We start from the raw sequence: 15190 nt of genomic DNA, 5'->3' as shown, positions 1-15190 counted from the left end.
CCATCTTCTTTAAAAATGGGATGTTATATGATGTTTTTGGGATAATAGAAATCCAGAAATCCCTTTTGATGGTTTGTTCGTGCTCGTTCTGGCAGATATGGGCACTTTTTATCTTGAGCCTTGTAGTAACATCCCATCTTTGTTTCCAACAAAGGACTATACAACAGAAAGTATGCGCATTGGAGTGATGGCACGTGGCCAGATCGACCCTTGGTTTTATAGGAGTACCATTTTTTCATTTACGGTTAAGTTTTATAGCAGCGGTGGGGATCGGAAACAACGGTCCCCGTCGTTTTTTGTGGAGCAAAGCCAGAATATCAAGGATGCCTGTAATGCGTTGGGCCAAAAAGATCTTCTGTCGGGCCAAAAAGGCCTTCTATTAGGCTTAATACGATTAAATTTGGACCCCGGGCGTTAAAAATTAAGTCGTAAAGGCCCAACATTAGACCTAAGCAGTTAAAATTTAGACAAGATGGTCTCAATTTTGTACTATCATAGCCTAACACTTCGTAAAAATGGCCCTCGAGAAGGTTAAAACGGCCCATAGCATCCTCGCGACGTGCTAAGTTTTAACCCGGCAGCGTCAATTTTTGATAAAGCCTTTCTAAATTTTAAAAAACAATCAGAAACACCTATAATCATCATATTTGAATACGTACCGGTTGCTTTGCCATAAAATCCCAAGAATTTCGATAGCCACATGCAACAAGTGCAATATTGTTGTCATAAATTCTGTTGTCTTTAAATTTGATGATTTCATTGGTAATGAAAAACTCATTGATAGCTTTATTTTTGGCCTTATAATGCCTTTCCCAATCATCGGTGATATCAATGGGGTCAAAATCCAGTATGGCAAAACAATAGTTGCTGTCAAACTTGAGTTGCACGCCTCTTTTTCCATAGGTATTTCGTAAAAAGGCGGTAATAGAAAAACTTTTTTCCACCTCATAAGATCCTAAATTTGGGAAATGGTTTTTAAAAAGTTTTGTAAAGTGCTCGAAGACTTTTGGGGTGCTTATTACAGATAAACCCACTGTTCTTTTTATGGGATAGAGATAAGAAATATTCTTTTTGGCATACCAGTGCCCAGTACGCCAAATAATGCTGCCCTGGTAATATTCATTTTTTAGTGCCTGGCCAAAATGTACAACCCAAATTTTTTTGTTATAAAAAGGGGTTTTTAACTTGTCTGTTTTGAAATAGCTGGCTCCCAGCACAATGTCATGATATTTTAACAGCACAATATCAAAACCATATTCATTTGACAATCTGGCGTTTATATATTCTTCATTAGCTGTAGGATAATATCGTTTTAGTAAGCTTTTTAATTGATTTTTTTCTTTATTGGAAAGCGCATGGGGTTTTCTTTGAATAACTTGTGACATGATTTATAGTGATTTATAGGGTTATATTGTTTTATAATAAAATCCAATAGCAGAAACTTTAGGTGTAACAAAAGAGAGTAAATGACGCCGTAGAAAAATCACAAAGAAAAAGTAAGTGAAGTGTTCTCTTCTGGACTTGCCAAAAAAGCTCTAGGTCTAATCCTTGACAATGTAACGCTCGGTATCGGAATACCAATCTATATGACCTTGTACCAAAGGTTCTAAACCAGCCGTGTATTGTTGCAACGACTTTTGCTCTTCAAACTTTGGCAACCGTTTTTTAAACTCAAAAAAATCTTCCATTTCTATATCGCACATCTTTTGTGCTTTTTTAATAGCTTCTTCAATTGAAATATTATATTCATGCTGCAAACAAGTAATAAGATTTATTGTCCCCTCTTTCAATTCTTTGGCCACACCACAAATATCATCATGACAAAATAACCAGGTAAACCATTGAGTTGCAAAACAAAGCTCTTCTTTTGTTGCACATGGGTAGGCTCGCGCAGTCAACATCCAAATCTTGGAAATTTCCAAGCGTTGGTAATTTCTATCATTTTTTTTAACAAATTTAAACTTTAAAGCCCGGTCAAGACAATGTTGGCGAGCATACTGAAAATTTGGATTTATAGAAGACTTTATAAACCAGGTTTGGGGTTTTGGTTCTGAATAAGGCATGGGTTGTGGGGATTAGGGACATGGATACAAATTGACAATACAACTTAAAAAACCATGATGATTTTTTTACGGTTTCCCGTAAAGTTACATGTCCTTGATATTCTAAACCATGGACAATTTCCCATTTAACAAAACAATGGGATTTTTTAAAGAAATAAAATTTATGACCATACAATAATTTTGTATTGATACTACATTTGCTTATGGAAATAATTTTTCCCGATGGTTAAAATTCTGCGTCCCCGGACTAAAAAAGTCAGTTGTTTTTTTTTTGGAATTTATATTCTGCCCTATAAATGATTATACCCAAATACTCTTTATGCCGGTTGTATTGTTCCTGTCACCCAACTTCAAGAAGGTATTTAAGAGTTCCATTATAAGGTACAAACCAAAATATAATTAAATGCAAACTTGTTTAAGGGGGAGTTCTGCCCAATAAATTAATTGATTTCCAATTGTTTATAAAAGAATGATACTTATTAATTATAAAATAAATAAAAAGTGATAACAAAACCCTACCAAAAGCAAACAAAAGCTCCCACCATAAGTACACCTTCTACTCTCCTGCCCCTTTATTTACAAGAGTTTGTTACATATTGTATCGGGAAATAGATCTATCCTTTGGTATACTCTTGTTTTCCCGTGTTTGACCGATAGCAGCTACTCAATATTAAAAAGCCTATAATTTTATTACCATGTTATTGTCAATTGAAAGAATTCCTAAATTCTGAGGGTGTAAAACTGGTTTTGGACTTAAAAAACTTACTAAATGTCCTGTTTAGGAATTAGGTAAAATTCTCCTGGGGTTTTTGTTAAATTAGATCCTACGAATTAAAAGTCTAATTTTTATGAAAACAAACTTTGAAATCATTTTGAATAGGCATAGAGGAAAATTCAGTTTTATGAACCTTAATTTCCCTAAAAGCAAGGTAAGACAAATTAACAAGTTATTGGGTCGTGGAACGCTTATTATAGCCTTAGCATTAATTCTACCTTCATTGTTTATTGCAGTATATACCAATAATCCATTTTGGATTTTTTCAGTAGGATTCTGGTATTTATTTTTCTTTTATGTAGTATGGTTTCACGAAAACCCTTATGGAATCAATAAGTATTCTAACTCAAAAGTCAAGTTTTCGATAAAGTCTTGGATAGATGAAGCCAGGATTAAACATCGTGTAAAAAAAATGAATGAATACTATAATGTAGCTGAAGTAACAGCACTTAGAAATGTTTCGATAAGTAGGTTAGAACAAATGAAAGGGGTGAATTTTAAAAAGTTTGAAGTTATTTTGTTGGCGATTATCGGTTTATTCATTACAAGGTACTTAAAAATCGATATACTTTATAGATATGCCGAGCGTAATTTTAATAATTGCATTCCCTATACTATTGAAGAAAAAGATATTTTTCTATTTCAACTTCTTCTTTTATTAGTCGTAGTAATTATATTATACCAACTAACAAAGTTTATTGTTAACCAGAAATGGATTGATAAAAAAAAACAAATTGAAATTTTTATAAAAGATTTAGATGACATACTCATAGAAAAATCGAAAAAGTAGTTTGAACTACATAACATTATACTGTGTAAACAGAATTTAGTCGGATTTTAAAGTTTAACTATTTTTTAAATCAACAATCCGAGAATCCAATCTTTCTTGTCTTTTAGCAATTGTATGTAACTAAAGATAGGTGGCAAAGCATTATTTATTAATAAAGCAACCGCAGTTTTCGGTATGGCAGCTGGTATTTTATTTATTTTTTTAACGTTCTACAAAGTTCAATAAAGACAAAAAGCTTTATGTGTTGAAATCTATTTTTATTGTTCAAATGCTAGTTTTGCCCAATTTCAGCAATTATTTTTTCAAGAATTTTATTAAATATCTTAGGATGTTCCAACATTGGATAATGGCAAGTTCCTTCTATTTTGTGCAACTTATAATTATCACCTAGAGACTTCTTGAGGCTATTTTCATTGGTAGGGGTGTAATCCACATGTATAAGATTTAACTTAAGCTTTAGCTTTGTTAAAAGCTGTTTTTCCCGGCTGGGATAGCCGAAACTGTTTTCAAGCAAAGGGACACCCACCTCTGGGGACATTTCTTTATAATTCTTCAATAATCTAGAAACAATTTTTGGATTAGTTGCATCTGTTAACAAAGCTTGTTTTGCATATTGCTCACAAGTAGTCGCAAAATCGGTGTTTAAACTTTTAACCAATTGTTCAACTGTTTTTTTCGGCAGTTCCATTCCAACATTTTTCATATGATCTACCTCAATCAATCCAATGATGGCGGCTTCATCAAGGGTTACAGCCTCAAGCATCACATCCGAACCGAAAGAGTGACCAATTAATATGACACTTTTAAGCGAAAGCTTCTTTATGAATGCAGCAACATCTTTCCCAAAACTCTGGACGGTCCATTCTATACGATTTTGTGAAGAACTACCATGTCCGGCCAAATCGAGTGCAATAACCCTATAGATCGGTGAAAAATAGGATAACTCCTCTTTCCAGTATTCTTTGTTGATGAATGCACCGTGAATAAATAAAAGTGTAGTTTCTCCCTTTTTACTATCAAAATAGGTCAGGCTTTCACCATTGATGTTACTATTGTATGTTTTCATAGATTGCGAATTTGCTTGTACAATTCAAAATGAGTGTCTTTCATGAAAATTGTAAACTCTGGGATTGTGTAAGTTGTATTGGCTAATTATGGAATGAATTTTCATCTCAGTTAAACGACTGCCTAAATGCCAAAGGCGAGATATTTGTCTTACTCTTGAACAATTTGGAAAATGATGTAGGGTGTTCGAAACCCAACTCAAATGCAATTTCGCTTATACTAAGTTCTGTAGTAGATAGTTTTTCTTTGGCAATTTCAATCACTTTATTGTGTATATGTTGTTGGGTAGTTTGCCCGCTAACGGCTTTTAACATACTGCTCAAATAGTTTGGAGAAAGGTTCAGGTCTTCTGCAACCCTTGAAACGGTTGGAATTCCTTTAAAAAGTGTGTTTTCCTTATTAAAATAGTGATTCAGGTTTTCCTCAAGCTTTTCAAGCACTTTGTGATTTGATTTTTTTCGGGTAATGAACTGACGCTCATAATACCTTTCTGCATAATTAAGAAGGAGTTCTATTTGGGCGGTGATGATGTTTTCGCTGAATTTGTCGATATTAGATTTGTACTCTCGTTGCACGTTCTTTACTATATCCTCTATTATGTTCTCTTCTTTTTCAGACAGAAAAAGAGCTTCATTCACGGCATAACCAAAAAAATCGTACTTCTTTATAGAATTGGCCAACGATGTATTCCAGATAAAATCTGGATGAATAAGCAATAGCCATCCCGAGGCATCAGATGCATCTGCATTCTGATTTATTTCAATGGAAAGTATTTGTTGTGGTGCAACGAATGATAACACACCTTCGTCAAAATCATATTTTTGCTGTCCGTAATTAAACTTTCTACTAACATTTTTCTTCAAACCGATTGAATAAAAATCCTGTACCCACTTTATTTCCCCAGAGTCTAATGGATAGCTTACCTTACTATAATCAATCAAACTGATTAATGGGTGTTCTGGTTTGGGAAGATTACTATACTTATGAAATTCACTTATAGTTTTAAAACGATACATGTTAATTTCTTTAAAATTATTAAAATCCCGTTGATACACCCAAAGTTGAATATTCTTTCATTGCCTTTTGAATAGTTCTTATTTTAAGATTGGCATAATGATGAGCATCTTCCCCCATAAAGAAATGTACCGGTGGATTGTCTTGCTCACTTAGAGCAATAAGAACCTCGGCAGCTTTTTCAGGATCATTGGGTTGATTTCCGTCGATTTCATTCAAATGATCACGTTCCATTTTACGTGCAGTCTCGTATTCGATTAATGGTTTTTTCGGTGTCTTCACAGAGCCTTTGGATAAAAAATTAGTCCTAAAATAGCCGGGATAAACTAAGGTTGTATGTACATTGAATGGCTTCATTTCTTCAGCAAGTGCTTCAGTAAATCCAGCTACAGCAAACTTTGTAGAACAATAAACTCCAAACCCCGCAAAATTACCAACATAACCCCCTATGGAAGATATGTTAAAGATATGTCCAGAGTTTTGTTGGCGAAGGTATTGTGCTGCGTTTCGAATTACATTTAATGAACCAAATACATTTACATCAAAGTTGCCTTTTACTTCTTCTTCTGTTAGCTCTTCTAACGTTCCTATTTGACTATATCCTGCATTATTAACTATAACATCAATATTTCCAAAATGAATGATTGTTGCTTCTATAGCCTTTTTAACACTTTGGTTTTGGGTCAAATCCATTGTAATTGGAAGGAAATCTTTATTTCTCTTGCCAATACTATCAATTAAGATTTGTTTATTTCTTGAAGTAGCTGCAACCTTATGTCCATTCGCTAACAATCTTCTTACTAATATTAATCCAAGGCCTTTGGATGTTCCGGTGACAAACCATACTTTACTTTTTTTCATTTTTTTGGTGTTTAAAGTTTACACCACAAAGTTGCTTATAACCATTCATCAAAACATTTCCAAATCAATGTAATGGATAGCCAAATCAACTTTATTAGTTTTTGGTCCCTCCTCAAAAACTGTTTTAAGACTGAAAGGGTTCGATACACACGCCTCGAAAAATAGCTTTTCTTTACCTCTAAAAAAATAATATCGTATTAGTAATACAAAATTGTGTATTGACTATAATTTAATACCGCATTACGTATTATTTATACATTTCTAATAGTTTATACTGCTCTTGAATCGCTATTTTAAATTCGGTTTTTAAATCTGAAACCAAATCTTTTACGGGAAGTGAATTGTGAATTGTTGCTACACCTTGACCGGCAGACCAAATAGTGGCCCAGGCTTTTGCTTCATTTTCATCGACCGTTAATTCTTCTCCAAAATCAACTTTTTTCTTCCTGGCGAGCATTTCTTCGGTGATGCCCATCGCGTTCAAACTGGGTCCTAAAAAATTGGCAGAAACACCAGAAATAGCTGCCGTATATACAATATCGCTAGCTCCACAATCTATTATCATATCTCTATAGGCTTTTGGCGCCTTACTTTCTTCGGTATTGATAAAACGGGTTCCCATATAGGCTAAATCTGCACCCATTTGCATGGCAGAAGCAATATCTTTTCCTGTACTAATACAACCGGAAAGCAGTATGGTTTTCTTAAAGAATTTTCGAATTTCTGAAACGAATGGCATAGGATTTAAGGTGCCTGCATGACCACCGGCTCCAGCTGCAACAAGAATTAATCCATCTACTCCTGCCTCATTAGCTTTTTCGGCGTGACGTTTTTTGATGACATCATGAAACACTAATCCACCATAATTATGAACGGTATCCACCAATTCTGAAACGGCACCCAGTGATGTGATAATTAATGGAACTTCATGTTTAACGCACAAGGCTAAATCGGCTTTTAATCTCGGATTTGAATGATGAACAATAAGATTGACACCAAATGGTGCTGCTTTTTTACCTGTTTCTTTTTCAAAATCTGCAAGCGCGGTTTTTATTTCGATAAGCCACTCTTCAAAGCCTTCAGAAGTTCGTTGATTTAATGCCGGAAATGTTCCCACAATTCCATTCTTACAACATTCAATAACTAATTGAGGTCCTGATATCAAAAACATTGGTGCAGCTACAGCAGGTAAGGTTAATTCTTTAATAAAGGGTGCTTTACTCATTCTATGATTTATATTTTAAAAGATGGTTGCTAATTTCTTTGTGTAATATAACACTATAATTTGTATCTCATAAAAATCTTATTAATTCAAACAAGCAAATAATTTTTGCAGGTAGTTGCCCTATAGCGCATAAAAAAACAGTAGATAGAAAAGAGATCTTTCTATCTACTGTTTTCGAAATAACTATATCAATTATTGTTTACTTTTGATCAGATTCAGCTTCTTTAGCTTTCTCTTGATGTTCTTTCATCATTTTTTGATCTTCTTCAGTAATACGTTGATGTTCTGCTGCAATTTGTTGATGCTCTTTTTCCATGTTTTCATGCTCCTCTTTCATCGTTTCATGTTCTGAAGTCATTTGCTCAAGCGTAATCTCTCCAGAAGCATGTTTTATTTCTAATTCGGCATGCTTTTCTATTAATGCTTTGTGAGCCGATATCAGTTCACCATGTTTTGCCAATAAAGCAGTGTGATTTTTTTCAGTAACTAAATGAATAGAGTCATTCTCTACAGCTTTATGTGCTCCTACCATTTGCTGATGATCATCTTTCATATCATTATGTTCTTTTGCCATTGCTTCATGAGAAGATTCCATTTCTTTATGTTTTTCTACCATGGCTTTATGCTCTGGCGCTTCAGCAGGATTTTGTTTACAAGAGACAAAGAAAAAAGCTGCTGTAATCAATGTTAATTTACAAAGTGTTTTCATGATTTTTGGTTAATATGTTTAATACGATTAATATAAAACTATTTTTTTAATAAATTATTTCCTAGACTGTTTTAAGAATTCTCATAAATATTGAATAATTTCTATCAATTCAATTTAATAGTGTTTGATGAGTTTAAGAACTTTTACCACTAAAACCAGAAAATGATTTTGTTGGAAAAATATGCTTAATGATAAAAAAATTACTATTTTCAATTGGATTATTAGATTTTAGTTGATTGCACCATGGAAACCAAAAAAACAAGAAATACCGAAAAACAAAATCTTGTCAAGGAAATTTTATCTAAAACAGAACGTACCCTGTCTGCCGAAGATATTATGGATGCCATGCCTATAAAAGTAAACAAAACGACTATTTATAGGATATTGGATCGGTTTGCAGAAAAAGGAGAGGTTCATTTTGTAACAGGTAAAAATGGAAAAGCGTACTATGCGCTTTGTGATAGTTGTGGTGTATCCCATAACATTCATAATCATATCCATTTTGAGTGTCAGGTATGCCAAGAAGTGACTTGTCAACCAAATACTTTACACATTCCAAACCTGGAAGGGTTTACCGTTCAAGAGACTCAATTTTTGGTTATTGGGATCTGCAACAAGTGTAAAAAATAAGTGAAACCACCTGTTCTCCAACAAGTGGTTTCGTAACTACACGTTCCCAACGTAAGTAAAATGATATATCTTTTTATCTTACAGCTATGGGATAATTTTCTCCTCGATTGCTTACTGAACCTGAAGTTCTTGGGCCACTTTGTCTCGCATGCATAATACCCGCAACATGTGGAGAGGCCATAGAAGTACCACTTAATGTGGCATATCCACCATTCAAATAGGTACTGGTTACACTGCTACCCGTTGCAATAACATCAATTGGATTCATGTTGTAATTTGAAAAAGACGAAAATCCACGGTTACAAGTCATAGAAGCTACTGTATATATGTTATTACCATTAACACACGCGGGTTGATAACTAGCAGCATTAGCACTACTGTTACCAGCAGCAATTGCGATGCGTGTTCCTCCATTTGCTAAGTTTAATAATGCAGTACGGTAAGACGAATTACTAGAACAACCAGACCCAAAGAATCCTCCTAAACTCAAATTAGCTACGTCACCTGCAATATCATTGGCGGCTACGTGATTAATTCCATTTAGTATCGTAGAAGTACTACTACCTCCACTACATCCAAAAACTCTTACGGGCACAACACTTGCTCCAGCTGAAACACCCACAACACCGATACTGTTATTAATAGCACCAGCGGTACCTGCAACGTGAGTACCGTGTCCGTTACAGTCATTAGCCGAACCGCCTACGAAAGACCTTGCATACCTAGAATCTGTAACTACATCTAGATCTGGATGATCTAAATCTATTCCACTATCGATTACCCAAATCCATTGATTTCTTCCTGATCCATTTGCTGCTCCACCAGCTCTTGAAATCCCACAAGGTGTTTGTTGTGACATTTTTGAAGAAGCGTCGCCTGGGATTATTTCTTCAATCTCAAACTTTGGCAAATTTACAACTCTATCATATTCAATAGCTGCAACGTTAGGATCTTTTGACAACTTTTGAAGTTCGTCATCACCCAACTTTAATGCCATCCCAGAAATAGCAGTCGTATAATAGCTTAAGACTTTAGATTGATCCACGTCATAATCCAATAAAATTCTATTCATTTTTTGGATTGAAACTTCAGAAATTTCTCTAACCGATTTGGCCTTTGCATCTCTGCTGGTAAAGGAAGATTTGTCAAGAATTTTTGAAGTTGGTTGTATCTTTGAATCTTTGAAGACCACAATGTATTGTCCTGGAATTATTTTTCCTTCCATACTTGTTGGTTCGGCAAACGATTCTACTACCTCATCAGAAACTTTTTCATTCTGACATGACGTAATTACCAGTGCCGTGAGTAAAGTACCCAAGGCGAGTTTACTAAAATTTTTCATATGAGTTAAAAGTTTGTGTTAGTCCTCAAAAGTATAAATTCAAAGAAAAAATACATTGTGGTAAAACCGTAAGCTAAGTTCTTGATTGACAAAAATTAAGAAGAAATAAGAGCGTAAAAAAATAAATTATTGCAACATTGTTGCTTTAGTAAATACAGTACATTAAAAAGTATTTAACAAGAAAAATCTGTCAAATAAGACTTGTAAGAAAACCGCAATTTATGCCATAAAATAATTAACAAATTTTAACTTTAATTAACTTATTTTTAACTTAAATGTTTTATTTATTCATCTCGTAATGTTTAACGACTTGATATCTGCTTTAAACAAAAAAAAGAATTCTTATAAAATTGAAAAAATTGTATTGCTAAATGATAATCCGGTTGGTCTGTAAACTAACCGGATTTATTTATTCTGAAATTACAGTACTGCAAATACTATTCTTAAACAATAATGGTGTGACCCTCTGAGGTTTTATTTTTTTGACTGTCAAAATAAAAATCTATTCTTCCTAAGTATAAACCATAGCATCCAACCTGGTTCACAAGTACATTTTTGTCATCCCTATTCTTTACAATAGTTGGTTTTTTAAGAAAAGTATGCGTGTGGCCACCAATGATAAGATCGATGTCTTCTGTAGCTTTGGCAAGGCTAAGATCATTAACTTTATTGGGTTCGTTTTTGTAGTTATATCCTAAATGCGACAAACAGATAACAAGATCACACTTTTCTTCTTTTTTTAATATTCGGCTCATATCTTGAGCAATTTCTATTGGATTGAGATATTTAGTTTCCTTGAATAAATCTTTATTCACAAGTCCTTCCAGTTCTATTCCTAAACCAAATATTCCAATCTTAATACCATCCTTAATTAAGATCTCATAAGGCTTTACAAAGGTATCCATTACCGTATTGATAAAATCATAATTGGCAGAAACAAATTTAAATTTGGCGTGCGGAAGCTGCGCATATAACCCTTCAATACCATTGTCAAAATCATGATTTCCAATTGTTACTACATCATACTTCAGCATACTCATAAGCTTAAATTCCAATTCTCCTCCATAAAAATTAAAATATGGAGTACCCTGAAAAATATCCCCTGCATCCAGCAATAGAGTGTTTGGATTCTCTTGCCTTATTTTTTCAATAATTGTTGCTCTTCTTGCAACACCTCCTTTGTTTGCATTTCTACCATCTTCTGGGCCAAAAGGATCTATATGACTATGTACGTCGTTGGTATGTAAAATTGTTATTTTTTTTGGTTTGCCTGCCGAAAAGGATGATAATCCTACCCCTCCAAAAGTGGCCAATGCTGTCGATATTGCGGTTTGTTTTATAAATACTCTTCTTTTCATTTCAATATTTGATTAGTTAATTTGCACAAATCGATCGTCTACTATTGGCGCAATAGTATCAACCTTTTTAAAATAATCAATCATCGCATTTCGGATTTTGTAATTTAATGTATATAATTTACCACTTTGCTTAAAAAAATACATTTCACTACCACCATTATATAAATAATCATTGGTCGCCACAAAATAGGTCTCTTCATCTTCAATCTCTTTGTCATTGATTAAAGCTTTTACTACCTCAAAATTAGTATCGACAGTAAGTTTTAATCCTGAGATGGGATGTGCTTGTTGAGCTTTCTGCAAATACTCAATCAGTTTCTTGATATGGTTGCCTTTCATTTCAATCACTACGATACTGTTTTCAAAAGGCATAACCTGATAGGCGGTACGTGAAGTAACATTCCCTTTTGGGATGGGTGCACGTATTCCCCCATAGTTCAATAAAACCATACTAATAGTTTTTCCCGTTCTTGATTTAAAAACAGGATTGGCTTGTTCTAAAACAATATCGGCCATTAAATTACCAATAGCTGTATTTAATTTCCCATCCCCTTTGGAATACGTTTTTGGAGCATAGGCCAAAACACTGTCTAAATTCTTCTTTACATTTTCTCTATACGGTTTGATAAAATTTTCAATATCAGGATTATCAGAAATACTATCGTTTATTTCGATTCTCGCCCCTTCAATTTTTATAAGGTGATTCTCTTTCTTGCAGGATGAAAGAAGTATTAGAAATATAAGTGAATAGAAAACTCTACAAATTATGTTTTTCATTAAGTGCTGATTTAATAAGCTATTTGTTTGGTACAAACATGCATTATAAAAAATGATTATCAAATATTTAATACCAATTTAAGAATTTAATTAATTTCCTTTCGAGAAGCTTGATAACAATTTTAATAAGAAGCTTACTTAACCAGTCTGCCTGTAGCCTCTTTTAGTATATAATTACAATGGTCTACATCATCTGCATTAAGTTGAAGAATACCGGTAACCTCTACAATCTGGTCCATTTTAAAATTTGGTCTTTGTTTAAAAATGACCTCTACAACACTTTCTGGACCGGCCCCACCACAAAAAAAACAAGAAGCTCTTGGATTTTGAGAAAGTAAATAAAATTGATCCTCTTCGATAGAAAAATCCAAAAAATAACCTTTAATACGAATTTTGGCACCTTCGTAGGTCTGTATCATAGGGCCAAATTTAGGTTTTAGAAAGAAATCATCATACGCCGCACTGTAAACACGAGAAAATTTCACATCGGCAAAATCATCCCAATTTAATTTTTCTTGAGAAAGCAGATTGAATTTGGTCAATATTAAAAATAGGGCTAGGAAGACTATCTTATGCATCGGATATTGTTTTTGAAACGTTTAATTTAAATAAAGACAATGAGGCCAAAATTACTGCCGGCAGGGTCGTTAGAATCACTAGCGCTACGATAAGCAACTCTTTGTTTGTAGGAAAACTAAATACCAAACTGTGTCCATACATGTTTTCTGTAAAAACTGAGAACAACCAGATACTTATTCTTCCTAAAAACCATCCCAAAACAGAACCTAATAGCGATAGAAAAAGTGCCTCAAGAAAAACCAATTTTATCAACTGAAATGTATTGGCTCCATAGGTGCGCAATAGGGCCAACTCCTGTTTTCTTTCTCTTACCGTTTTGATTAAGTTTATAAATATGCTTAGTCCTGCCACTAGCAGTATTGTAATGGCGATACCATGAATTGCTCGAAAACCAATTCCTAAAAATCCCATTAATCGCTCAATTTCAAATTTGGGAATCGCTGCTTGCATAGTAGTATTTTCATTAATAAATCTGGACAATTGCAAAGCTCCCAAAGGATTTCTAAATTTAACTAACAAAGAAGTAATTTCTCTTTCTTCTTCGTGTTCTTTATGATGTCTCTCTTCATGCTCTCCGTGATCTTCTTCATAATGTTCCACTGCATGCTCTTCTTCGTGTTCTTTGTGATGTTTTTCTTCGTGCCCTCTGGGATGCCCATCTTTATTCTCTACTTCATGTTCTCTGTAATGTTTCCCTTCATATTGACCGTGTTCATCTTCATGTTTATGTACTTCCCAAATACTTTCCAGATTCGTGATGATAAGTTGATCAATAACCGTTCCTGTTGGTTTTAATATTCCGGTAACTACAAAAGGTTTCTCATCGTGGGTTTCTAATCCGTTTTCGGCTAAGCCGTGGGAGCTTACAAAGGTATCCCCTATTTGTAGGTTGTCTTTTTTTGCTACACCACTTCCAATAACTACTTCGAATGGTTTTTCATATAACCTTCCTTCTTGTAAACTTGCTTGGTATTTAGTCAAATACTCATGGGGTGTACCCAAAATCCTAATGCCTTTATAATTATCTCCATAAGAAACAGGGATCATATCTTTAACCATAGGGTTTCTACCAATTTTTAAGGCCTCTTCTAATAGTATATTACCCGTAGGATTATCAATATGTAAAACAGAAGATAATACAAGCTGTAATGGGCTTCCTTTGGCACCGATAACCATATCAAATGGTTTGATATTTTTTTCTAAATGTTGACTAAGTTGATTTCTTATTTGCAAGACAAAAGTTGCTAATGAAATACTGAGCAATAATAGTAAAACACTTAAAACAGTATTCAAGGGCTTAGATATCAAATTTTTGTAAGCGAGGTATAACAATTTTATAAAATTAAATGATTATCAAAATGTGCTTTAACTCTTTGATCATGGGTGATAATCACCAAATTACTTTTGCAGATCTGAGCCTCTTTTTTCAGTAGGAAAATGACCTTTTCGCAATTGGTATCATCCAAATTTGATGTGGGTTCATCTGCTAATATAACTTTAGGTCTATGTATAACTCCCAAGGCGATAGAAAGCCGCTGTTGTTGTCCTTCGCTTAATTGATATACTCTTTTGTTTTGAAAATCTGAGAGCCCTAACTGCATAATTAATTCTTCTCTTCGATAACGATCACTTTTCTTTTTAGAAAGTCGCTCGCGTAGGGTCAGATTTTCAAGTAAGGATAAAGATCGGATAAAGTAAGCCCGTTGAAAGATGAGTCCAATATTTTGACCTCTAAAATTGTCTAATTGCTTCCGCGTAAGTTTATTCAAATACGTATTTGCTATAAAAACATCTCCTTCATTTGGAGGTAAAAGCCCTGCCAAAAGATGTAACAACGTTGTTTTACCCACGCCCGAAGGTCCCAAAATTAAAAGATCTTCATTAGGAGGCAGATCAATGTCTGGAAAACAAAAAACATGATTTTTTGAGTTCTGATAGGTAAACCGTAGCGATGTCGTTTGGATCATAAAAATTATTTTGTCAAAAATAAATAAATATTATT

General features: G+C 33.9%; 16 protein-coding genes. 3 read left to right on the top strand and 13 right to left on the bottom strand.

Features of this window, described 5'->3' with window-relative positions; all coding sequences use genetic code 11:
* Nucleotides 1–73 precede the first annotated feature (73 nt).
* On the top strand, nucleotides 74–418 hold the full coding sequence (locus tag U6A24_RS10250) for a hypothetical protein (RefSeq protein ID WP_324179874.1): 345 nt from the start codon (nucleotides 74–76) through the stop codon (nucleotides 416–418).
* Between the two features lie 223 nt (nucleotides 419–641).
* On the opposite strand, the gene U6A24_RS10245 is transcribed toward U6A24_RS10250, so the two are convergent.
* A complete protein-coding gene (locus U6A24_RS10245; protein ID WP_324179873.1) occupies nucleotides 642–1385 on the bottom strand; it encodes a hypothetical protein in 744 nt (247 codons plus the stop codon).
* Between the two features lie 156 nt (nucleotides 1386–1541).
* Nucleotides 1542–2063, bottom strand: coding sequence for a terpene synthase family protein (locus U6A24_RS10240; protein WP_324179872.1), 522 nt, complete (start codon nucleotides 2061–2063; stop codon nucleotides 1542–1544).
* Between the two features lie 848 nt (nucleotides 2064–2911).
* Here U6A24_RS10240 and U6A24_RS10235 point away from each other — a divergent pair.
* Nucleotides 2912–3628: a hypothetical protein gene (locus U6A24_RS10235; protein ID WP_324179871.1), complete on the top strand. Its 717-nt coding sequence runs from the start codon at nucleotides 2912–2914 to the stop codon at nucleotides 3626–3628.
* 271 nt (nucleotides 3629–3899) lie between these two features.
* On the opposite strand, the gene U6A24_RS10230 is transcribed toward U6A24_RS10235, so the two are convergent.
* The 5 genes from U6A24_RS10230 to U6A24_RS10210 all read right to left on the bottom strand — a co-directional run bounded on the left by U6A24_RS10230 (nucleotide 3900) and on the right by U6A24_RS10210 (nucleotide 8502).
* The gene (locus U6A24_RS10230; protein ID WP_324179870.1) at nucleotides 3900–4694 is read right to left on the bottom strand and encodes an alpha/beta fold hydrolase; all 795 of its coding nucleotides are present in this window, start codon (nucleotides 4692–4694) and stop codon (nucleotides 3900–3902) included.
* 106 nt (nucleotides 4695–4800) lie between these two features.
* The gene (locus U6A24_RS10225; RefSeq protein WP_324179869.1) at nucleotides 4801–5709 is read right to left on the bottom strand and encodes a helix-turn-helix domain-containing protein; all 909 of its coding nucleotides are present in this window, start codon (nucleotides 5707–5709) and stop codon (nucleotides 4801–4803) included.
* A gap of 19 nt (nucleotides 5710–5728) precedes the next feature.
* On the bottom strand, nucleotides 5729–6568 hold the full coding sequence (locus U6A24_RS10220; RefSeq protein ID WP_324179868.1) for an SDR family oxidoreductase: 840 nt from the start codon (nucleotides 6566–6568) through the stop codon (nucleotides 5729–5731).
* A gap of 247 nt (nucleotides 6569–6815) precedes the next feature.
* Nucleotides 6816–7793: an NAD(P)H-dependent flavin oxidoreductase gene (locus U6A24_RS10215; protein ID WP_324179867.1), complete on the bottom strand. Its 978-nt coding sequence runs from the start codon at nucleotides 7791–7793 to the stop codon at nucleotides 6816–6818.
* A gap of 199 nt (nucleotides 7794–7992) precedes the next feature.
* Nucleotides 7993–8502, bottom strand: a complete 510-nt coding sequence (locus U6A24_RS10210; RefSeq protein ID WP_324179866.1) for a hypothetical protein — start codon at nucleotides 8500–8502, stop codon at nucleotides 7993–7995.
* A 243-nt stretch (nucleotides 8503–8745) separates the two neighbouring features.
* Between U6A24_RS10210 and U6A24_RS10205 the strand changes: the two genes are divergently transcribed.
* On the top strand, nucleotides 8746–9132 hold the full coding sequence (locus U6A24_RS10205; RefSeq protein WP_324179865.1) for a Fur family transcriptional regulator: 387 nt from the start codon (nucleotides 8746–8748) through the stop codon (nucleotides 9130–9132).
* A gap of 73 nt (nucleotides 9133–9205) precedes the next feature.
* On the opposite strand, the gene U6A24_RS10200 is transcribed toward U6A24_RS10205, so the two are convergent.
* The 6 genes from U6A24_RS10200 to U6A24_RS10175 form a co-directional block, all read right to left on the bottom strand.
* A complete protein-coding gene (locus tag U6A24_RS10200) occupies nucleotides 9206–10474 on the bottom strand; it encodes a S8 family serine peptidase (protein WP_324179864.1) in 1269 nt (422 codons plus the stop codon).
* Between the two features lie 443 nt (nucleotides 10475–10917).
* Nucleotides 10918–11832 carry a bifunctional metallophosphatase/5'-nucleotidase gene (locus U6A24_RS10195; RefSeq protein ID WP_324179863.1) on the bottom strand — a complete coding sequence of 305 codons (915 nt, stop codon included), beginning with the start codon at nucleotides 11830–11832 and terminating at the stop codon, nucleotides 10918–10920.
* Between the two features lie 12 nt (nucleotides 11833–11844).
* Entirely contained in the window at nucleotides 11845–12609 is a 765-nt protein-coding gene (locus U6A24_RS10190) for a 5'-nucleotidase (RefSeq protein ID WP_324179862.1), read from the bottom strand.
* A gap of 134 nt (nucleotides 12610–12743) precedes the next feature.
* Nucleotides 12744–13187 carry a hypothetical protein gene (locus U6A24_RS10185; protein WP_324179861.1) on the bottom strand — a complete coding sequence of 148 codons (444 nt, stop codon included), beginning with the start codon at nucleotides 13185–13187 and terminating at the stop codon, nucleotides 12744–12746.
* Entirely contained in the window at nucleotides 13180–14481 is a 1302-nt protein-coding gene (locus tag U6A24_RS10180) for an ABC transporter permease (protein WP_324179860.1), read from the bottom strand. Before U6A24_RS10180 ends, U6A24_RS10185 begins: the two co-directional genes overlap by 8 nt.
* Before the next feature lie 41 nt (nucleotides 14482–14522).
* Nucleotides 14523–15155 (bottom strand): ABC transporter ATP-binding protein, encoded by a 633-nt coding sequence (locus U6A24_RS10175; RefSeq protein ID WP_324179859.1) that lies wholly within the window; start codon nucleotides 15153–15155, stop codon nucleotides 14523–14525.
* Between the last annotated feature and the right edge of the window lie 35 nt (nucleotides 15156–15190).

Source organism: Aquimarina gracilis, assembly GCF_035285365.1.
GTDB classification, from domain to species: domain Bacteria; phylum Bacteroidota; class Bacteroidia; order Flavobacteriales; family Flavobacteriaceae; genus Aquimarina; species Aquimarina gracilis.
This window is presented reverse-complemented; position numbering and strand designations above follow the sequence as displayed.